Below are 14346 nucleotides of genomic sequence, written 5' to 3' on the forward strand. Positions count from 1 at the left end.
TTGCCAACCAGTTTATGAATCTGTACTATTGAGGCACTCTGTAGCCTCGCGCTACAAAATCTCTTATTATTTGGATATATTATGTCAACAATTGAACCAGAATTAATTACAATTATCGAAGGCCCTACGCCAGAATTTCGTCCCACCCCGGTGGATTGGGTGCAATCTGTATTAGAAGGCCCAGAAGACCGCATGGTGGCCATGTGCCAATTGCGTACCGGCAATGGTGAAGACATTATGGATCGGTGCCGCAACGCGTGGAAAGACGGCCGTCCCGTGCGGCTTGATTTTCCAGATGAAATGCGAATGCGGCAGCAGCTAGATGTCGTCTCCATTCGCTTGGAAGAGCGGGATGAAGGGGAAGCGCTCATGCTGTGGGTGGCCGTGCCGCTAACCCACATCGAAGAGGTTGAAGAGTACGACGATAGCGACGAAGATGACGATCCGTTTTTTCCCTAGAACTGGTTTTTGGTAATCAGTTGTGTTGCTGCGCGACCGCTTCGCGTTCGGTAATCAGTGAATTTTTACGCAGTCTGGAGTTTCCAGGCTGCGTTTTTATTTTTGCCTGGGCAGTGGTAGCATAGCAAGGAGTTAGATCAGCATTGTGGAGGATGTGATGGCTTTTGAAACAATTTTGCTCGATGTGCAAGCTGGCGTGGCCACCATCACGCTAAACCGCCCCAAAAAGCTAAATGCGTTTAACGACCAGATGATTGCGGAGACAACGGCCGCTTTCAAGCAAGCCAGTCGTGACAAAGCAATTCGCTGCGTGGTGCTAACGGGAAACGGCCGTGCATTCTCATCCGGGCAGGATTTGGCTGATGTGATGGCGCGAGAGGGTGAGTTTTCCATTGGAGAGCATTTGCGCCACGGCTACCACAAGCTCATCAGGCAGATGGTTCGGCTAGAAAAACCAATTATTGGCGCAATCAACGGCATCGCCGCTGGAGCGGGCGTGGGTGTGGCTCTGGCTACCGACATTCGCCTGGCCGCCGACAACGCCAGCTTTATGCTAGCCTTCAGCAAAGTTGGGCTGGTGCCAGACAGCGGTACCAACTGGCTGCTACCCCGCCTCATTGGGCAAGCACGCGCCTATGAAATGGCCATCACCGCCGATAAAATTCCAGCAGAGAAGGCTCTCGCCTGGGGCATGGTGAACCGGGTTGTTCCTGCCGAACAGCTTACGGAAATTACGGCCGCCTGGGCCGGGTCGTTGGCGGCTGGCCCCACGCTGGCTTTTGGCCTCACCAAACGCGCCATGAACCGAGCCTGGGAAACTGACCTATTTGGTGCGCTGGAATACGAAGCCCACTTGCAAGAAATCGCCGGGCGCAGCCACGACAACAAAGAGGGCGTGACGGCGTTTTTAGAGAAGCGGGCGGCGCAATTTAAGGGCGAGTGAACGGTAAAGGTATGAACACAGTCTCAGTAATCGGTGCGGGCACAATGGGGGCGGGGATTGCCCAGGTGTCGGCGTTGGCGGGGTACAGCGTGCTTTTGTACGATGTGGCGGATGAGGTATTGGCACAGTCGCTAGACGGCATCCGAACCTCAATTGAGAAGGGGGTGGCACGGGGCAAGACAGAGCCCACCGTGGCTGAAGCCGCCAAGCAAGCCATCCAAACCACAACGTCGCTAGAAACGGCCGCACAAGCCGACCTCATTATCGAAGCCGCACCAGAAAAGCTGGCATTGAAGCGCGAAATATTTGCCACGCTGGATGCAGCAGCTCCCGCCCACGCCATTTTTGGCAGCAATACCTCCAGCCTCAGCATCAACGCGCTGGCCGGAGCCGTAAACCGCGCAGACCGCTTTTTGGGCGTCCACTTTTTCAATCCAGCACACATTATGAAGTTGGTAGAGCTGATTCGCGGGGATTTTACCAGCGACGAGACGGTGACGGCCGTACAGGAGTACATAGCCAAATTGGGGAAAACGGCCGTCCTCTGCAAAGATACCCCCGCCTTTATCGTGAACCGGGTGGCACGGCCGTTTTACGGTGAAGCATTCCGGCTGCTGGGCGAAAACGCCGCTGACCCTGCCACCATAGATAAGCTCATGCGCTCCATCGGCTTCCGCATGGGGCCATTTGAACTGATTGATTTGATTGGTTGCGACGTGAATCTATCTGTCACCCAATCGGTGTACGATGCGTACTTTCAGGAGCCCAAATACCGCCCGCATCCTATCCAAAAGCGCATGGTAGAAAGCGGCCGTTTGGGTCGCAAAACCGGGCACGGCTTCTACGAATACGAGACTTGATTGCTAAATTAGCCGCAGATTTCATGGATTTTTACGATTTGTAAAAGGCAATCTGCGAAATCTGCGTAATCTGTGGATTTATTTTGATGGAGAATTTTAACGAGCAGGCAGGCATTTGGTTACGTAGCCACGGCGTAACCATCTTGATTATCATCTTGGTGGCAATTGCTGCCTACTATTTACTGGGCATCACCACCAAAACGCTTAGCAAACGCATCCAGGCAATGGATGATGTGGAAGACAGCGAACTGGATCGGCGCACCAAGACGATCTTTCGCGTAATTCATAGCACAGGCGTGGTCATCATCATTGGCACGGCCATCATGATGATTTTGACAGAGCTGGGCGTGGCCATTACTCCGGTTTTGGCTAGCGTAGGGTTTGTGGGTCTTGCTTTTGGTTTGGGGGCACAAACGTTGGTGAAGGATATGATCGCGGGTCTGTTCATTCTCATTGAAGACCAGTACACAGTGGGAGATGTGGTGGCAATTGGGGGGATCACCGGCACGGTAGAGCATATGACGCTGCGGGCAACCGAGATGCGTGATTTGTACGGTACCGTTCATATCATTCCCAACGGCGAGATTCGCATTGTGGCGAACAAATCACGCGATTGGTCACGGGCCATTGTGGATGTGGCCGTAACGTATGAAGAAGATGTAGATACGGCCGTTGCCACCCTGCAAGAAATTGGTCAAATGGCCATAGAAGACAAAATGATTGGCTTGCTACTACAAGAAACACCAGTGGTTACAGGCGTGGAAGGGTTAGAGGATTGGTCAGTCCGGCTAAGGATTATGGCCAAAACCTTGCCCAATGGGCAGTGGGAAGTGCAGCGTTACCTGCGGCGACAAATTCGGCTCGTCTTTGCAGAAAAAGGGCTAGACCTCGCCTTCCCCCGCCACGATGTCATGGTCATGAACATTGGCAAGAAATCCCACCCAGCGCACAAAACGAAATAAACAATAGCCGCGAATTACGCGAATTTGCAGCCATTTTTTGCGTTAATTCGCGTAATTCGCGGCAAAAAAACTGCACTATTGCTCTACCTCAAATCCGGCCGCTTCCCAGGCCAAAATGCCACCCTCCATGTTGTGCACATTGTCATACCCTTGCTGGCGCAAATAGTCGGTAATTTGCCCACTGCGGTTGCCGCTGCGGCAAGTGACGATGACTTCTTTGTCAGTGGGAATTTCGCTGAGGCGGCTAGACACTTCTCCCATTGGAATAAGCGTAACGCCGGGAATGTGGCCTTCGTCGTACTCCCACTGCTCACGCACATCCAACACAATCACGTCATCCCGCTCTTTGACGGTGGCCACCGTTTGCACGTCCACCGTGTCGGGTAAACTTAATATCTCGTTGAGATCGGCCGAGACGGCAGGTTGGGTGTCGGTTGTAGCTGGTTCATTTGCGCCACAGGCAACGGCCGTTCCCACCAGCATCATCCCAAAGACAAAAATAAGCAAAATACGCTTCATCTGAAAACCTCCAAATTAGTAAACAAAAGGAATCAGCTTTCGCACGCGCTGCTGATAATCTGCATAATCATTATACTTTTCGCGTAGCCACGATTCCTCTCGTCTCGATTTGATGTCAAAAAAGAGAAACAGAACAAGTGCATAGACTAAAGTCAGCCAGCCACCGCGCAATAAACCAAGCCCAAACGCACCTAAAATGATGCCGCTGTAAATAGGGTGGCGCACCACGCGATACGCGCCATGTTCAACCATGTGGGCATCTTCTTTGGGGCGGGGAACGGCCGTTAAATTACTTCCCAGGCTAAACAAACCAGCAAAAACCAGCGCCCCACCAATGCCACCCAGCAGCAAACCAGCACCCAGAGAGACAGTGCGCCAAACGCCGCTCCAGGCAACCTGGCCAGGTAGCGACGCCGGGGCAAAGGCCACCAATCCAAATAAAATGAATTGGATGACCACGTACCACTCACCCTTAGAACCTTTCCACCACGGCTGCTTGTTCATTGCCAAAACTCCTCTAGAAACAGGGCGTATTGCATAGTCGTAGAAAATGACGGAAACGCCCTATGCATTAGCCGCTTCTGACAAGAAATTTTAGCATAGGTTACACAGTTGGCTTTGCTTTTTACACAACTCTTATAATCATCCATCACCTGCTTGACCCCCGGCCAACAATGCGGTTGAATATTCGAGCGTAAGCGTTCAGACTTTTGAAGTTTCCAAAGACTCATACTGCTTATTCAGAATTGAGGCAAAAACTTCAAAAGTCTCTAGAAGTCTTGAAGGGAAATGGAGGTTGTATTGAGCATGAAGATTATCCTGCCAGACGTCAAAAATATCATTGCAGTTGCCAGCGGCAAAGGGGGCGTGGGTAAAACCACCGTGACCGTTAATCTGGCGCTGGCCTTGCAGCAGCAGGGAGCCAAAGTTGGCATTTTTGATGCCGACGTTTACGGGCCGAACGTGCCAATTATGCTGGGTGTTCACCGCCGCAAAGCCGCCAAAGGGCTGGCTGCCATTGCTCGCCGCAAAGATGCACCAGCGTACATTAAGCCGCTCAACCGTTTCGGCCTCAACATCATGTCTATTGGCTTGCTCGTCGGGGAAAATGAGGTGATTGATCCGGCACGTAGCCCAGCTGCAGTTGGGCTACTGGTGGTGCAAACGCTCAAGGATGTTATTTGGGGGTCGCTCGATTATTTGCTCATTGACCTGCCGCCCAGTGCTGGCCAGCCCCAAGCGTCGCTCATTCAGCGGGTGCCGCTGTGTGGCGTGGTCATCGTCACCACACCGCAGGATTTAAGCTTGCTAGACGCATCCCGCTCGTTGCTGATGTTTCAGGAAGCCAACGTGCCGGTGCTGGGCATTGTGGAGAATATGAGCTACTTCATCTGCCCAAACTGTGACGAAAAGCATGAGATTTTCCAGCGTTCAGCCAAATGGCGGCCAGCAGCCCTGGCCGATGCGCCTATTTTGGGGCAAATTCCGATGACAACGGCCGTTTCCAAGAGCATCAATCAAGCGCATCCACTTATGCACGACCATCCAGACACGCCACAAGCTGCTGCCTTTTTGCAAGTTACTGAAGCTCTAAAAGCGCAACTTTAATAGAGCCGCTCTAACAGAGCCAGTCGCTCCATCCACCACTGCCTAAGCTTACGCATTCCCGTCCTATTGAGCTTGTGTCCTGTGTCGTACTCGCGGTATTCTAAAAACGCGCCCATGGCACGCACCGCTTTGCCACATTCGCGGGCCATGTCTAATGGAATGCTATCGTCCTCTGTGCCAACGGCCATGAAAACGGGGATGTCGGATAACCTGGCCGTATCCATAGCATCTTCCACCTGATATGGCATAAACCCCACCAAACTGGCAATCCCCTGCACACGTTCCGGCTCACGAATGGCCAGGGCAAAGGCAGCGGCCGCACCCTGACTGAATCCCATCAGGTAAATTTGTTCAGGGTCAGCGTTGTACTTGTCCGGCAACGTGCTAATGAATTTTGTGAGTTGGTCAACGGCCGTATCAAAATCTGCTAGCGTCGGCCAATCACTCGGTAGCTGGGAATGCCAGCTAAAGCTATCTGCCCCTTCCTGCACGATGGCGCGTGGTGCAACCAGTAGCCAATCCAGTGGCAGCGTTTGGCTAAAAATCCACATGACATCTTCATTCCCTAGGTAGCCGTGAATCATCACCACGGTGGGGTGCGGCCCCGGCTTTTCTGGTTTTAGTACGCGATGGGGGAGAACAGCCGGTGCGTCATGAACAAGAATTGGTTTACTGTTAGACATGGTTGCTTCCTAATTTCAAATAGGCAAAAAAAGGAGGTGGCGAACTAACGGGCGTTAGTCCGACCACCTCTGGGGGGGGAGCCGCCAACAGTATAGCACCTTCACTTTTTTTCGTCAATCACTTTGTAAATCGTTCCCTAGCCGGATAACTTTAGTAAAAAATGGGACTTGTTGACATAGAAATAGTACTGAACTATACTTTGTTATACCTCCCCCCATAGGGGGGGGGTATAACGAGGACGATATGGACGATGTGACAAAAAAAGTAGTAACCCAACGATTAGCAAGTGCGGCTGGTCATCTAAAAGGCATCGAGCGCATGGTGGCCGATGATACCTACTGTATTGATGTGATCAAGCAGGTGCAGGCCGTACAGGCAGCACTGAACAAGGTTAGTTCCATGATTCTGGATAACCATTTACACACCTGCGTCACCACTGCCATCCGCGATGACGAGCCAGACGAACGAGAGCGGGTGCTGCAAGAAATCACTAGCGTTTTCACCATGTCTAATAAGATTTAGTGGCTAATATCAAACCAGCTACTAGCCACCAGCCACTAACAATTATCAACTTTTAGGAGAAACTCATGACGACAAAAACATTTACGGTTCCCAACATTAGCTGCGGCCACTGTACCCATGCCATCGAGATGGAGCTAGGCGAGTTGGCGGGCGTGCAAAGCGTGAAGGCAGAACAGGAGACCAAGCAAGTAACGGTTGCCTGGGGTGATCCGGCCTCCTGGGAAAAAATCCAGGCGCTGCTGCAAGAGATTAATTACCCACCTGAAGGCCTCATTCAGATCAACTAACGAGTTTCGGGGCGACTACAGCCCCTATTTTTTGAGGAAGCGTAATGGCTGAAGAGAAACAATTGACGCTACCCGTTTTGGGGATGACCTGTGCCAACTGTGTGGCGGCGGTGGAACGAAATTCAAAGAAGGTTGAGGGTGTAACCAACGCTACCGTGAATTTTGCCAACGAGAAGGTGACGTTTCACTACGATCCCTCAGTGGTGAAGGGGCAAGATGTGACAACGGCCGTTATCGAACGTGTCAAGCGGGCTGGGTACGAGATTCCCACAGCCGAACTAGAGCTGCCCCTGCTGGGAATGACCTGTGCCAACTGCGCTGCCAACATCGAGCGGGCATTAAACAAGGTAGATGGCGTCCTCTCGGCCAGTGTGAACTATGCCAATGAGAAAGCGGCCGTTTCCTACGCACCGGGTGCGGTAAGCCTAGCCGAGTTGGTTGCCGCCGTGCGCCGCGCCGGGTACGACGTGGTGGAATCTGCCAGCGAAGACGATCTGGAAGATGCCGAAGCTGCCGCCCGCGAAGCCGAAATTCAGCACCAAAAAACGCGGTTGCTGGTCGGTGTTCTCTTCTCGCTTCCGCTCTTTTTGTTTAGCATGAGCCGCGATTTTGGCTTGGTGGGACATTGGGCACACGCCACCTGGGTCAACTGGCTCTTTTTGGTTTTGGCCACGCCTGTGCAGTTTTATGTGGGTTGGGATTATTACGTGGGCGCATACAAAAGCCTGCGTAACGGCAGCGCCAATATGGACGTGCTGGTGGCAATGGGCTCCTCTGTTGCTTACTTTTACAGCGTGGCCATCCTGCTGGCGCAAACCTTTTGGAACAGCAACGCGCTGGGGGATCATGTTTATTTTGAAACCTCGGCTGTGATCATTACCCTGATTGTGCTGGGGAAGCTGCTGGAAGCACGCGCCAAAGGGCGCACCAGCGAGGCAATCAAGCAGCTTATGGGGTTGCAAGCCAAAACCGCCCGCGTAGTGCGAAACGGCCAGGAGTTAGACATTCCGATTGCGGAGGTGGTGAAGGGGGATGTGGTCATTGTACGGCCGGGTGAAAAAATTCCGGTGGATGGGATGGTGGTAGACGGCCGTTCTGCCGTAGACGAATCCATGCTCACAGGCGAATCTTTGCCAGTAAGCAAAAAAGCTGGCGATGAACTAATTGGTGCCACGCTCAATAAACAAGGCTTGCTCAAATTTGAAGCAACCAAAGTAGGCAAAGAGACCGCCCTGGCGCAAATTATTAAGCTGGTGGAGCAGGCACAGGGCAGCAAAGCACCCATACAGCGCGTCGTAGACCAGGTGGCTGCTTACTTTGTGCCATTCGTCATTGGCGTAGCCGCGCTGACTTTTGTGATTTGGCTGTTTAGTGATGCGGGTTTTGTGCCGGCGCTGATTCGGTTAACGGCCGTACTCGTTATTGCCTGCCCGTGTGCCATGGGTTTAGCCACCCCCACTTCCATCATGGTGGGCATGGGCCAGGGCGCCGAGAAGGGCATCCTGTTCAAAAGCAGCACTGCGCTGGAGCAAGTGCAAAAGCTCAACGCCATCGTGTTGGATAAGACGGGGACGATTACGCGGGGCGAACCGACGGTGACAGACGTAGTAATCAGTAATCAGTTATCGGTAATCGGTGAGCGGGCTACTGCCAACGGAATACCGATGACGGATGACAGATTACCGAATACCGATTACTGGCTCCAGCTTGCTGCCAGTGCCGAACGCGGTTCGGAGCATCCGCTGGGCGAGGCGATTGTGCGGGCGGCACGGGAAAAGGGGCTGGTTTTGGATGAGCCGACCAACTTTTCTGGCATTGCGGGGCATGGGGTAGCGGCTGAGGTAAACGGCCGTTCCGTCCTCCTCGGTAATTTACGCCTGATGGAGCGGGAAAGTGTTCACTTGAACGGCCTGAAAGCCAAAGCCCAAGCCTTGCAAGACGAAGCCAAAACCGCCATGTGGCTGGCTGTGGACGGCCAAGCCAGCGCCGTGATTGGCGTGGCAGACACCATCAAAGACGGCTCAAAAACGGCCGTCGCCGACATGAAAGCTCGCGGTCTAACTGTAGTCATGATGACTGGAGACAATCAGGCAACCGCGAATGCCATTGCCGCCGAAGTAGGCATTGACCGCGTCTTTGCTGAGGTGCTGCCCGGTGACAAAGCTAGCTACGTGAAGCAACTGCAAGAAGAAGGATACAGCGTGGGCATGGTGGGGGATGGCATCAACGACGCGCCTGCTCTGGCACAAGCGGATGTGGGACTAGCCATTGGTACTGGAACCGATGTGGCCATGGAAACGGCCGATGTGACCCTAATGCGCGGCGATTTACGAAGCGTGCCGCAGGCCATTCATCTTTCCCAGGCCACCATGCGTAACATTCGGGAAAATCTGGTCTGGGCGTTTGGCTACAATACAGTGCTGATCCCAGTAGCGGCCGGTATCTTGGCTCCATTTGTCTGGGCACCGGATTTTCTAAAACAGCTTCATCCTATTTTGGCAGCCGGGGCAATGGCGTTTTCCAGCATTAGTGTGGTTACAAATGCGCTGCGATTGCGCCGTTTAAACGTGTAGTCGTGCTTATGAATAAACAAAGTTTAGATACGCGCTTAAACAATATCCAGTCGGTCTTGCAACAAAAAGGGTACCGGTTCACAAGCTCACGGCGGAAGATTGTGTGGGCGTTGTTGCGCTGCGGAGGGCATATTGCCGCCGATGACTTGCTGGAAGTGGTACATGAGACTGACACGACAGTTGGCCGAATGACGGTGTACCGTACGCTGGAGCTTCTCAGTGAGTTAGGGTTGATTCGCCCGGTTTATCAGGGAACAGGAGCAGCACACTACATTTTACTAGACGGGGGACACCACCATCACCTAATTTGCTCAAGCTGCGATGCAGTGTTTGAGTTTGACGAATGTGGTTTGCAGGCGGTGGGGAAGCTGCTAGCGAAGCGGTTCAATTTTGTTGTTGAGGGGCATCTGGTGGAATTTTACGGCCGTTGCCAAAACTGCCAATAAGCTCATTTTCCTTCTTGTTTAGAATAAAAAAGGCTCTGGAATTCCTCCCAGAGCCTAAATTTGCTTAAATTGCGACTAGTTTGTAACGGGCAAGCTGTTTAGCGTCGTTGCCGAATCTATATAAGCTGCGTTCACCCAGCCGACGGTGCCATCATTCAGGCGTACTTTGAGCCAGCTTGTATCGGCATTGCGACCCAGCAGTGCTAACCCTTGATCTTGGTAGACAACGGCCGTCACGCCATACGTCACCCCAGGCCCGGTACGCACATTAAGAGCGGCCGTATCCACCAATCCCGATGTAGACAATGTTTGCACATTTTCTACTGGTAGGCTGCTAATCGCTACGCTGGGATTCAGCAATTCAGCATTGATCCATCCTTGCATACCGCTGCCTAGTTGAACCTTCACCCAACTGCTGATGCTGTTCCGTGCCAGCATGGAAACGGTTGACCCTTGATTGGCAACCGCGACAATACCATACCCGATGCCCGGCCCAGACCGCACGTTAGCGGCTCCGGTGGACACAGTCGCGGCATTGGCGGTGGTTGTCGTTGTGGGGGTTGTTGTATCGCCAGACAAAACTGGTAAGTTGCCAACGGGGATGGAGAGCTGAACGTATTGTGCGCCGATCCAGCCTTCCTGGCCGTCGCTCAAACGAACCTTGAGCCAGGTGCTATCCGCATTGCGGCCAATGGCGTTAACCTGCAATCCCTGGTAAACAGAACCGGTGACCGGGTAATTAAAGCCAGGGCCAGAGCGCAGGCTGAGGACTGCGCCGGGAGCTACCGGTACGGGTGGTTCTGGCGGGGCGGGGCTATCTGCCAGCGGCAAGCTGCTAATGCTGACGCTGGGGGTAATGAGCGAAACGTTTACCCAGCCTTCGATGCTATTGCCCAGCCGGATTTTTGCCCAACTGCTGTCGGCGTTGCGTCCCAGCAAAATGACGGTTTGGCCTTGCGAAACGGCCGTAAGCACGCTGTAAGTCACGCCCGGCCCAGAACGAACATTGAGTGCCCCAGTTGAAACCAGCGCGGTGGCTGAACTGCTGGGGGCCGTGGCTGAATCTGCCAGCGGCAAGCTGCTGATGCTGACGTTGGGGGTGATGTAGGCGCCGTCGGCATTTACCCAGCCTTCGGTGCCGTTGCTTAGGCGAATTTTAGCCCAACTGCTGTCTCCATTGCGCCCGATAAGGCTAACGACTGTGCCTTGCGTAACAACGGTCACTGGGCTGTAAGCGAGGCTGGGGCCGCTGCGTACGTTGAGGGCACCGGTGGCAATGGTGGCTGATGCGCCGCTAACGGCCGTTGCTGTAGGCGTAGGTGTGTTGGTAGGTTGCGCGGTTGGTGCTTCGGCCGTCACTACATCCAGCGTGTTGATGGCTATGCTGGGGGTAATGTAGGTTGGGCTGGCATTTACCCAGCCGCGCACGGCGGCAACTGTTTGGATGTACGCCCAGCTACTGTCTGCGTTGCGCCCTAGCAGGGTGACGACAGCGCCCTGGTTTACGGTGGTGCGTACACTATACTCAATTCCCGGCCCAGACCGTACATTGAGCTGGCCTGTTTCAATTACGGCCGTTGCTGTTTGGGCAGTTGTCTGTTTAGCAAAAACCTGGCTCGTCAGGAACAACAGTGTGAAGAGGCATAAGACGAGGAACCATATTTTTCCCTGATTGTGATTCAATCGGTTCATTGTTGTCCTCCTTAAGATGACATAACGTCTGCACAAAGTATAGACCAGAACCCTATCTGGCCGCAAGAGGTAGATTTTTCGGGGGTGCGCGGAATTGTTGTTGACAACCAGTGACAGTTTTCTGAGGCAATTGCCCCCTCGCAAAACAGGCTACCCCTCGGTATAATCGCCGCTGGATTTCCACTTGGAGACTTTTGAAATTTTCGTCCGAATCGGTGCAAAACTAGCAGTAGAAACTTCAAAAGTCTGAGCAAGTGGTGAAAACGGGAAAGTACTTTGAATTAAGAAAACGATGATTCTCCCGTTTTCCCTGAGTAAATCACTATTTAGCAGGTCAGTCATCAAATTTCTTTTTGTGATTTACAGTACAAACTTTTCTTGGAGAGAATACATTTATGGAACAGATCACTCCCCGCATTTTAATTGCCAAGCCCGGTTTAGACGGACATGATCGCGGCGCAAAAGTTGTGGCCAGGGCATTGCGCGATGCTGGTATGGAAGTGATTTATACTGGATTGCGGCAGACGCCAGAGATGGTGGTGGAAGCCGCCCTGCATGAAGATGCTGATGCTATTGGCTTGAGCATCCTTTCTGGCGCGCATATGCCACTGGTAAAGCGTATCGTTGAGCTGATGAAGGAGCAGGGGTTAGACGATGTGCCGCTCTTCTTAGGTGGCATCATTCCTAATGATGACGTCCCCGTGCTGCAAGAGCTTGGTGTAAAAGGCATTTTTGGCCCAGGCGCTAACATGAATGAAATTGTGGCCTTTATCTGGGACGCGGTTGGTGGCTCGCCGGATGGTGAAACTGCGTGAAAGCGTTGCTTGAGCAGGTGCTCCAGGGGCAGATTCGGGCGATTGCCCGTGTGATTACCCGTGTTGAAAACAGTACGGCCGTTGCCGAAGAGGTCATCCAAACATTGTACCCCCACACAGGCAAGGCTCACATCATTGGCATAACTGGGTCGCCCGGAGCGGGCAAAAGCACCGTGGTAAACGCGCTGGTGCAAACGCTGCGCCAAAAAGATGCCAAAATTGGCATCGTGGCCGTTGACCCCAGCAGCCCGTTCACGGGCGGCGCTTTGCTCGGTGATCGCGTGCGAATGCGCGATTTATCTGGCGATCCGGGCATTTTTATCCGCAGCATGGCATCGCGGGGTAGCCTGGGTGGGTTGGCGCAAGCAACCGCCTCGGTAGTAAAAGTGCTAGATGCAGCAGGCTACGATTACGTTTTGGTGGAGACGGTTGGTGCGGGGCAAGCGGAGGTAGACATTGCTAACGCTGCACACACTACCGTTGTGGTAGAAGCACCCGGCATGGGTGATGAAATCCAGTCAATCAAGGCCGGTATTTTGGAAATTGCGGATATTTTGGTGGTAAACAAGGCAGATCGGCCTGGCGCTGACCGCACGGTGCGCTCACTGCAGATGATGTTGCATTTGGGGCCAGTGGGCGGTACGCGCAAGAGCGGCCGTCTCTCATCCACAAATGGCACTGAGGCAAACGACATAGGTTGGAACATCCCCGTTCTGGAAACGGTTGCGACTAAAGAGAGGGGCATGGCGGAACTGGCAGACATGCTAGGGCAGCATATGATCCACCTGCGGAATAGCGGTGAATGGCTCCAACGTGAACGGGAGCGTAGCTGGCGAGAGATTGAAACGTTGCTTCAGCAGCGGTTTATGCGGCAGTTTCAGTCGTCTGTTACATCTGAGCGACGGGAATCTTTGTTAACGGCCGTTGCTGCGCGTGAGGTGGATCCGTATACGGCCGTTAACCAATTATTATCAAAATCAGAAACAGACGTGTAGCGGAAAGAGGAAAAAAGTATTGAATTATGATGGCTTACGGAGGTATCAAACTGTTTGCTGGTTCTGGCTGCCCTGAACTGGCGCAACGCATTGCAGAGTATGTCAACATTCCCTTGAGTAGTTGGGATATTGTGGAGTTTCCCAATGAGAACCTGTTTGTGAAGCTGCACGGCAGTGTGCGCGGGCAGGATGTGTACCTGATTCAAAGTCATAATCGGCCAGTGCATCAGAACATCATGGAGATGCTTATTGCTATTGATTGTCTTAAACGAGATTCGGCGGCGCGGATTACGGCCGTAATTCCCTACATGGCCTACTCACAAAGCGACAAAAAGGATCAGCCCCGCGTGCCAATCTCTGCCCGACTGCTGGCAGATTTAATTGAGGTGGCAGGTGCTGACCGCTGGATGACGATTGACCTGCACGCCCAGCAAATTCAGGGCTTCTACAAAATTCCTGGCGATTCCTTGACGGCATTTCACATTTTGGTGGACTATTTTTTAAAGAAAAATCTGGATGCTGTAGTAGTAACGCCAGATTTGGGCTTTGCCAAACGGGGGCGCAACTTTGCCGCCGGACTGAATTTACCACTTGCTTTTGTAGAAAAGCGGCGCATTGGCAACCAAAACGAGCGCGAAGCCCTAACTCTCATTGGCAATGTTGCGGGCAAAGACGTCATCATCGTGGATGATTTGGTGGATACGGCCGGTTCCATTAAACAAGCCGTGCAGTTGGTTAAATCGCAAGGGGCAAAAGATGTCTATGTCACCTTTACCCATGCTGTTTTGTCCGATCCAGCTTCGGAGCGACTGAGCCAGCTAGCAATTAAAGAGATAGTAACCACAGACACCATTCCCATCCTGCCAGAAAAGATGCTGCCAAATATCACCATCTTGTCCGTTTCGGAGCTTCTGGGCGAAGTGATTTTACGTTCGCATGAGGGGCGCAGCGTGGGTGAGTTATTTAATGAGTAGAGGATTT

Annotated in this window: 17 protein-coding genes; 12 read left to right on the top strand and 5 right to left on the bottom strand. The window is 52.9% G+C overall.

All coding sequences use genetic code 11. From position 1 onward, the window contains the following. Positions 1–81 precede the first annotated feature (81 nt). The 4 genes from ACOQPM_RS24095 (at position 82) to ACOQPM_RS24110 (ending at position 3224) form a co-directional block, all read left to right on the top strand. Complete coding sequence (locus ACOQPM_RS24095; protein ID WP_420630942.1) at positions 82–459, top strand: hypothetical protein; 378 nt, start codon at positions 82–84, stop codon at positions 457–459. A 157-nt stretch (positions 460–616) separates the two neighbouring features. Beyond that, the gene (locus tag ACOQPM_RS24100) at positions 617–1402 is read left to right on the top strand and encodes an enoyl-CoA hydratase-related protein (RefSeq protein ID WP_420630943.1); all 786 of its coding nucleotides are present in this window, start codon (positions 617–619) and stop codon (positions 1400–1402) included. An 11-nt stretch (positions 1403–1413) separates the two neighbouring features. Continuing rightward, the gene (locus tag ACOQPM_RS24105) at positions 1414–2262 is read left to right on the top strand and encodes a 3-hydroxyacyl-CoA dehydrogenase family protein (protein WP_420630944.1); all 849 of its coding nucleotides are present in this window, start codon (positions 1414–1416) and stop codon (positions 2260–2262) included. A gap of 86 nt (positions 2263–2348) precedes the next feature. Continuing rightward, entirely contained in the window at positions 2349–3224 is an 876-nt protein-coding gene (locus tag ACOQPM_RS24110; protein WP_420630945.1) for a mechanosensitive ion channel family protein, read from the top strand. A gap of 75 nt (positions 3225–3299) precedes the next feature. Here ACOQPM_RS24110 and ACOQPM_RS24115 read toward each other — a convergent pair whose 3' ends face one another. Next, on the bottom strand, positions 3300–3743 hold the full coding sequence (locus ACOQPM_RS24115) for a rhodanese-like domain-containing protein (RefSeq protein ID WP_420630946.1): 444 nt from the start codon (positions 3741–3743) through the stop codon (positions 3300–3302). A 15-nt stretch (positions 3744–3758) separates the two neighbouring features. Further along, positions 3759–4247, bottom strand: coding sequence for a methyltransferase family protein (locus ACOQPM_RS24120; RefSeq protein ID WP_420630947.1), 489 nt, complete (start codon positions 4245–4247; stop codon positions 3759–3761). Between the two features lie 303 nt (positions 4248–4550). Here ACOQPM_RS24120 and ACOQPM_RS24125 point away from each other — a divergent pair, with 303 nt between their 5' ends. Further along, positions 4551–5351 (top strand): Mrp/NBP35 family ATP-binding protein, encoded by an 801-nt coding sequence (locus ACOQPM_RS24125; RefSeq protein WP_420632416.1) that lies wholly within the window; start codon positions 4551–4553, stop codon positions 5349–5351. Here ACOQPM_RS24125 and ACOQPM_RS24130 read toward each other — a convergent pair. After that, positions 5348–6034 carry an alpha/beta hydrolase gene (locus ACOQPM_RS24130; RefSeq protein ID WP_420630948.1) on the bottom strand — a complete coding sequence of 229 codons (687 nt, stop codon included), beginning with the start codon at positions 6032–6034 and terminating at the stop codon, positions 5348–5350. The two genes, ACOQPM_RS24125 and ACOQPM_RS24130, sit on opposite strands and share 4 nt — an antisense overlap. Positions 6035–6278: 244 nt before the next feature. On the opposite strand from ACOQPM_RS24130, the gene ACOQPM_RS24135 reads away from it, so the two are divergent. The 4 genes from ACOQPM_RS24135 (at position 6279) to ACOQPM_RS24150 (ending at position 9863) form a co-directional block, all read left to right on the top strand. Continuing rightward, positions 6279–6557, top strand: coding sequence for a metal-sensitive transcriptional regulator (locus tag ACOQPM_RS24135; RefSeq protein ID WP_420630949.1), 279 nt, complete (start codon positions 6279–6281; stop codon positions 6555–6557). Positions 6558–6622: 65 nt separating this feature from the next. Continuing rightward, positions 6623–6844 (top strand): heavy-metal-associated domain-containing protein, encoded by a 222-nt coding sequence (locus ACOQPM_RS24140; RefSeq protein WP_420630950.1) that lies wholly within the window; start codon positions 6623–6625, stop codon positions 6842–6844. A 44-nt stretch (positions 6845–6888) separates the two neighbouring features. Beyond that, entirely contained in the window at positions 6889–9417 is a 2529-nt protein-coding gene (locus tag ACOQPM_RS24145) for a heavy metal translocating P-type ATPase (RefSeq protein ID WP_420630951.1), read from the top strand. An 8-nt stretch (positions 9418–9425) separates the two neighbouring features. Further along, complete coding sequence (locus ACOQPM_RS24150) at positions 9426–9863, top strand: Fur family transcriptional regulator (protein ID WP_420630952.1); 438 nt, start codon at positions 9426–9428, stop codon at positions 9861–9863. Positions 9864–9938: 75 nt separating this feature from the next. On the opposite strand, the gene ACOQPM_RS24155 is transcribed toward ACOQPM_RS24150, so the two are convergent. Both ACOQPM_RS24155 and ACOQPM_RS24160 read right to left on the bottom strand, forming a co-directional pair. Next, on the bottom strand, positions 9939–11555 hold the full coding sequence (locus tag ACOQPM_RS24155; protein ID WP_420630953.1) for an SH3 domain-containing protein: 1617 nt from the start codon (positions 11553–11555) through the stop codon (positions 9939–9941). A 150-nt stretch (positions 11556–11705) separates the two neighbouring features. After that, entirely contained in the window at positions 11706–11897 is a 192-nt protein-coding gene (locus ACOQPM_RS24160) for a hypothetical protein (RefSeq protein WP_420630954.1), read from the bottom strand. A 53-nt stretch (positions 11898–11950) separates the two neighbouring features. Between ACOQPM_RS24160 and ACOQPM_RS24165 the strand changes: the two genes are divergently transcribed. From ACOQPM_RS24165 to ACOQPM_RS24175, 3 genes are read left to right on the top strand one after another with little or no spacing between them, the layout of a single operon-like run. Continuing rightward, positions 11951–12370 (top strand): cobalamin B12-binding domain-containing protein, encoded by a 420-nt coding sequence (locus ACOQPM_RS24165; RefSeq protein ID WP_420630955.1) that lies wholly within the window; start codon positions 11951–11953, stop codon positions 12368–12370. Next, positions 12367–13365 carry a methylmalonyl Co-A mutase-associated GTPase MeaB gene (gene meaB, locus ACOQPM_RS24170; RefSeq protein WP_420630956.1) on the top strand — a complete coding sequence of 333 codons (999 nt, stop codon included), beginning with the start codon at positions 12367–12369 and terminating at the stop codon, positions 13363–13365. The genes ACOQPM_RS24165 and meaB overlap by 4 nt, the downstream gene beginning before the upstream one ends. A 26-nt stretch (positions 13366–13391) precedes the next feature. After that, entirely contained in the window at positions 13392–14339 is a 948-nt protein-coding gene (locus ACOQPM_RS24175) for a ribose-phosphate diphosphokinase (RefSeq protein WP_420630957.1), read from the top strand. Positions 14340–14346 lie beyond the last annotated feature (7 nt).

The organism is Candidatus Leptofilum sp. (assembly GCF_965223525.1).
Taxonomy (GTDB): Bacteria; Chloroflexota; Anaerolineae; order Promineifilales; family Promineifilaceae; genus Leptofilum.

What these genes read in the sequence shown, in the direction of transcription:
- ACOQPM_RS24095 (WP_420630942.1), top strand. Translation starts at nt 82, where the DNA reads ATGTCAACAATTGAACCAGAATTAATTACAATTATCGAAGGCCCTACG.
- ACOQPM_RS24100 (WP_420630943.1), top strand. Translation starts at nt 617, where the DNA reads ATGGCTTTTGAAACAATTTTGCTCGATGTGCAAGCTGGCGTGGCCACC.
- ACOQPM_RS24105 (WP_420630944.1), top strand. Translation starts at nt 1,414, where the DNA reads ATGAACACAGTCTCAGTAATCGGTGCGGGCACAATGGGGGCGGGGATT.
- ACOQPM_RS24110 (WP_420630945.1), top strand. Translation starts at nt 2,349, where the DNA reads ATGGAGAATTTTAACGAGCAGGCAGGCATTTGGTTACGTAGCCACGGC.
- ACOQPM_RS24115 (WP_420630946.1), bottom strand. Translation starts at nt 3,743, where the DNA reads ATGAAGCGTATTTTGCTTATTTTTGTCTTTGGGATGATGCTGGTGGGA.
- ACOQPM_RS24120 (WP_420630947.1), bottom strand. Translation starts at nt 4,247, where the DNA reads ATGAACAAGCAGCCGTGGTGGAAAGGTTCTAAGGGTGAGTGGTACGTG.
- ACOQPM_RS24125 (WP_420632416.1), top strand. Translation starts at nt 4,551, where the DNA reads ATGAAGATTATCCTGCCAGACGTCAAAAATATCATTGCAGTTGCCAGC.
- ACOQPM_RS24130 (WP_420630948.1), bottom strand. Translation starts at nt 6,034, where the DNA reads ATGTCTAACAGTAAACCAATTCTTGTTCATGACGCACCGGCTGTTCTC.
- ACOQPM_RS24135 (WP_420630949.1), top strand. Translation starts at nt 6,279, where the DNA reads ATGGACGATGTGACAAAAAAAGTAGTAACCCAACGATTAGCAAGTGCG.
- ACOQPM_RS24140 (WP_420630950.1), top strand. Translation starts at nt 6,623, where the DNA reads ATGACGACAAAAACATTTACGGTTCCCAACATTAGCTGCGGCCACTGT.
- ACOQPM_RS24145 (WP_420630951.1), top strand. Translation starts at nt 6,889, where the DNA reads ATGGCTGAAGAGAAACAATTGACGCTACCCGTTTTGGGGATGACCTGT.
- ACOQPM_RS24150 (WP_420630952.1), top strand. Translation starts at nt 9,426, where the DNA reads ATGAATAAACAAAGTTTAGATACGCGCTTAAACAATATCCAGTCGGTC.
- ACOQPM_RS24155 (WP_420630953.1), bottom strand. Translation starts at nt 11,555, where the DNA reads ATGAACCGATTGAATCACAATCAGGGAAAAATATGGTTCCTCGTCTTA.
- ACOQPM_RS24160 (WP_420630954.1), bottom strand. Translation starts at nt 11,897, where the DNA reads ATGACTGACCTGCTAAATAGTGATTTACTCAGGGAAAACGGGAGAATC.
- ACOQPM_RS24165 (WP_420630955.1), top strand. Translation starts at nt 11,951, where the DNA reads ATGGAACAGATCACTCCCCGCATTTTAATTGCCAAGCCCGGTTTAGAC.
- ACOQPM_RS24175 (WP_420630957.1), top strand. Translation starts at nt 13,392, where the DNA reads ATGATGGCTTACGGAGGTATCAAACTGTTTGCTGGTTCTGGCTGCCCT.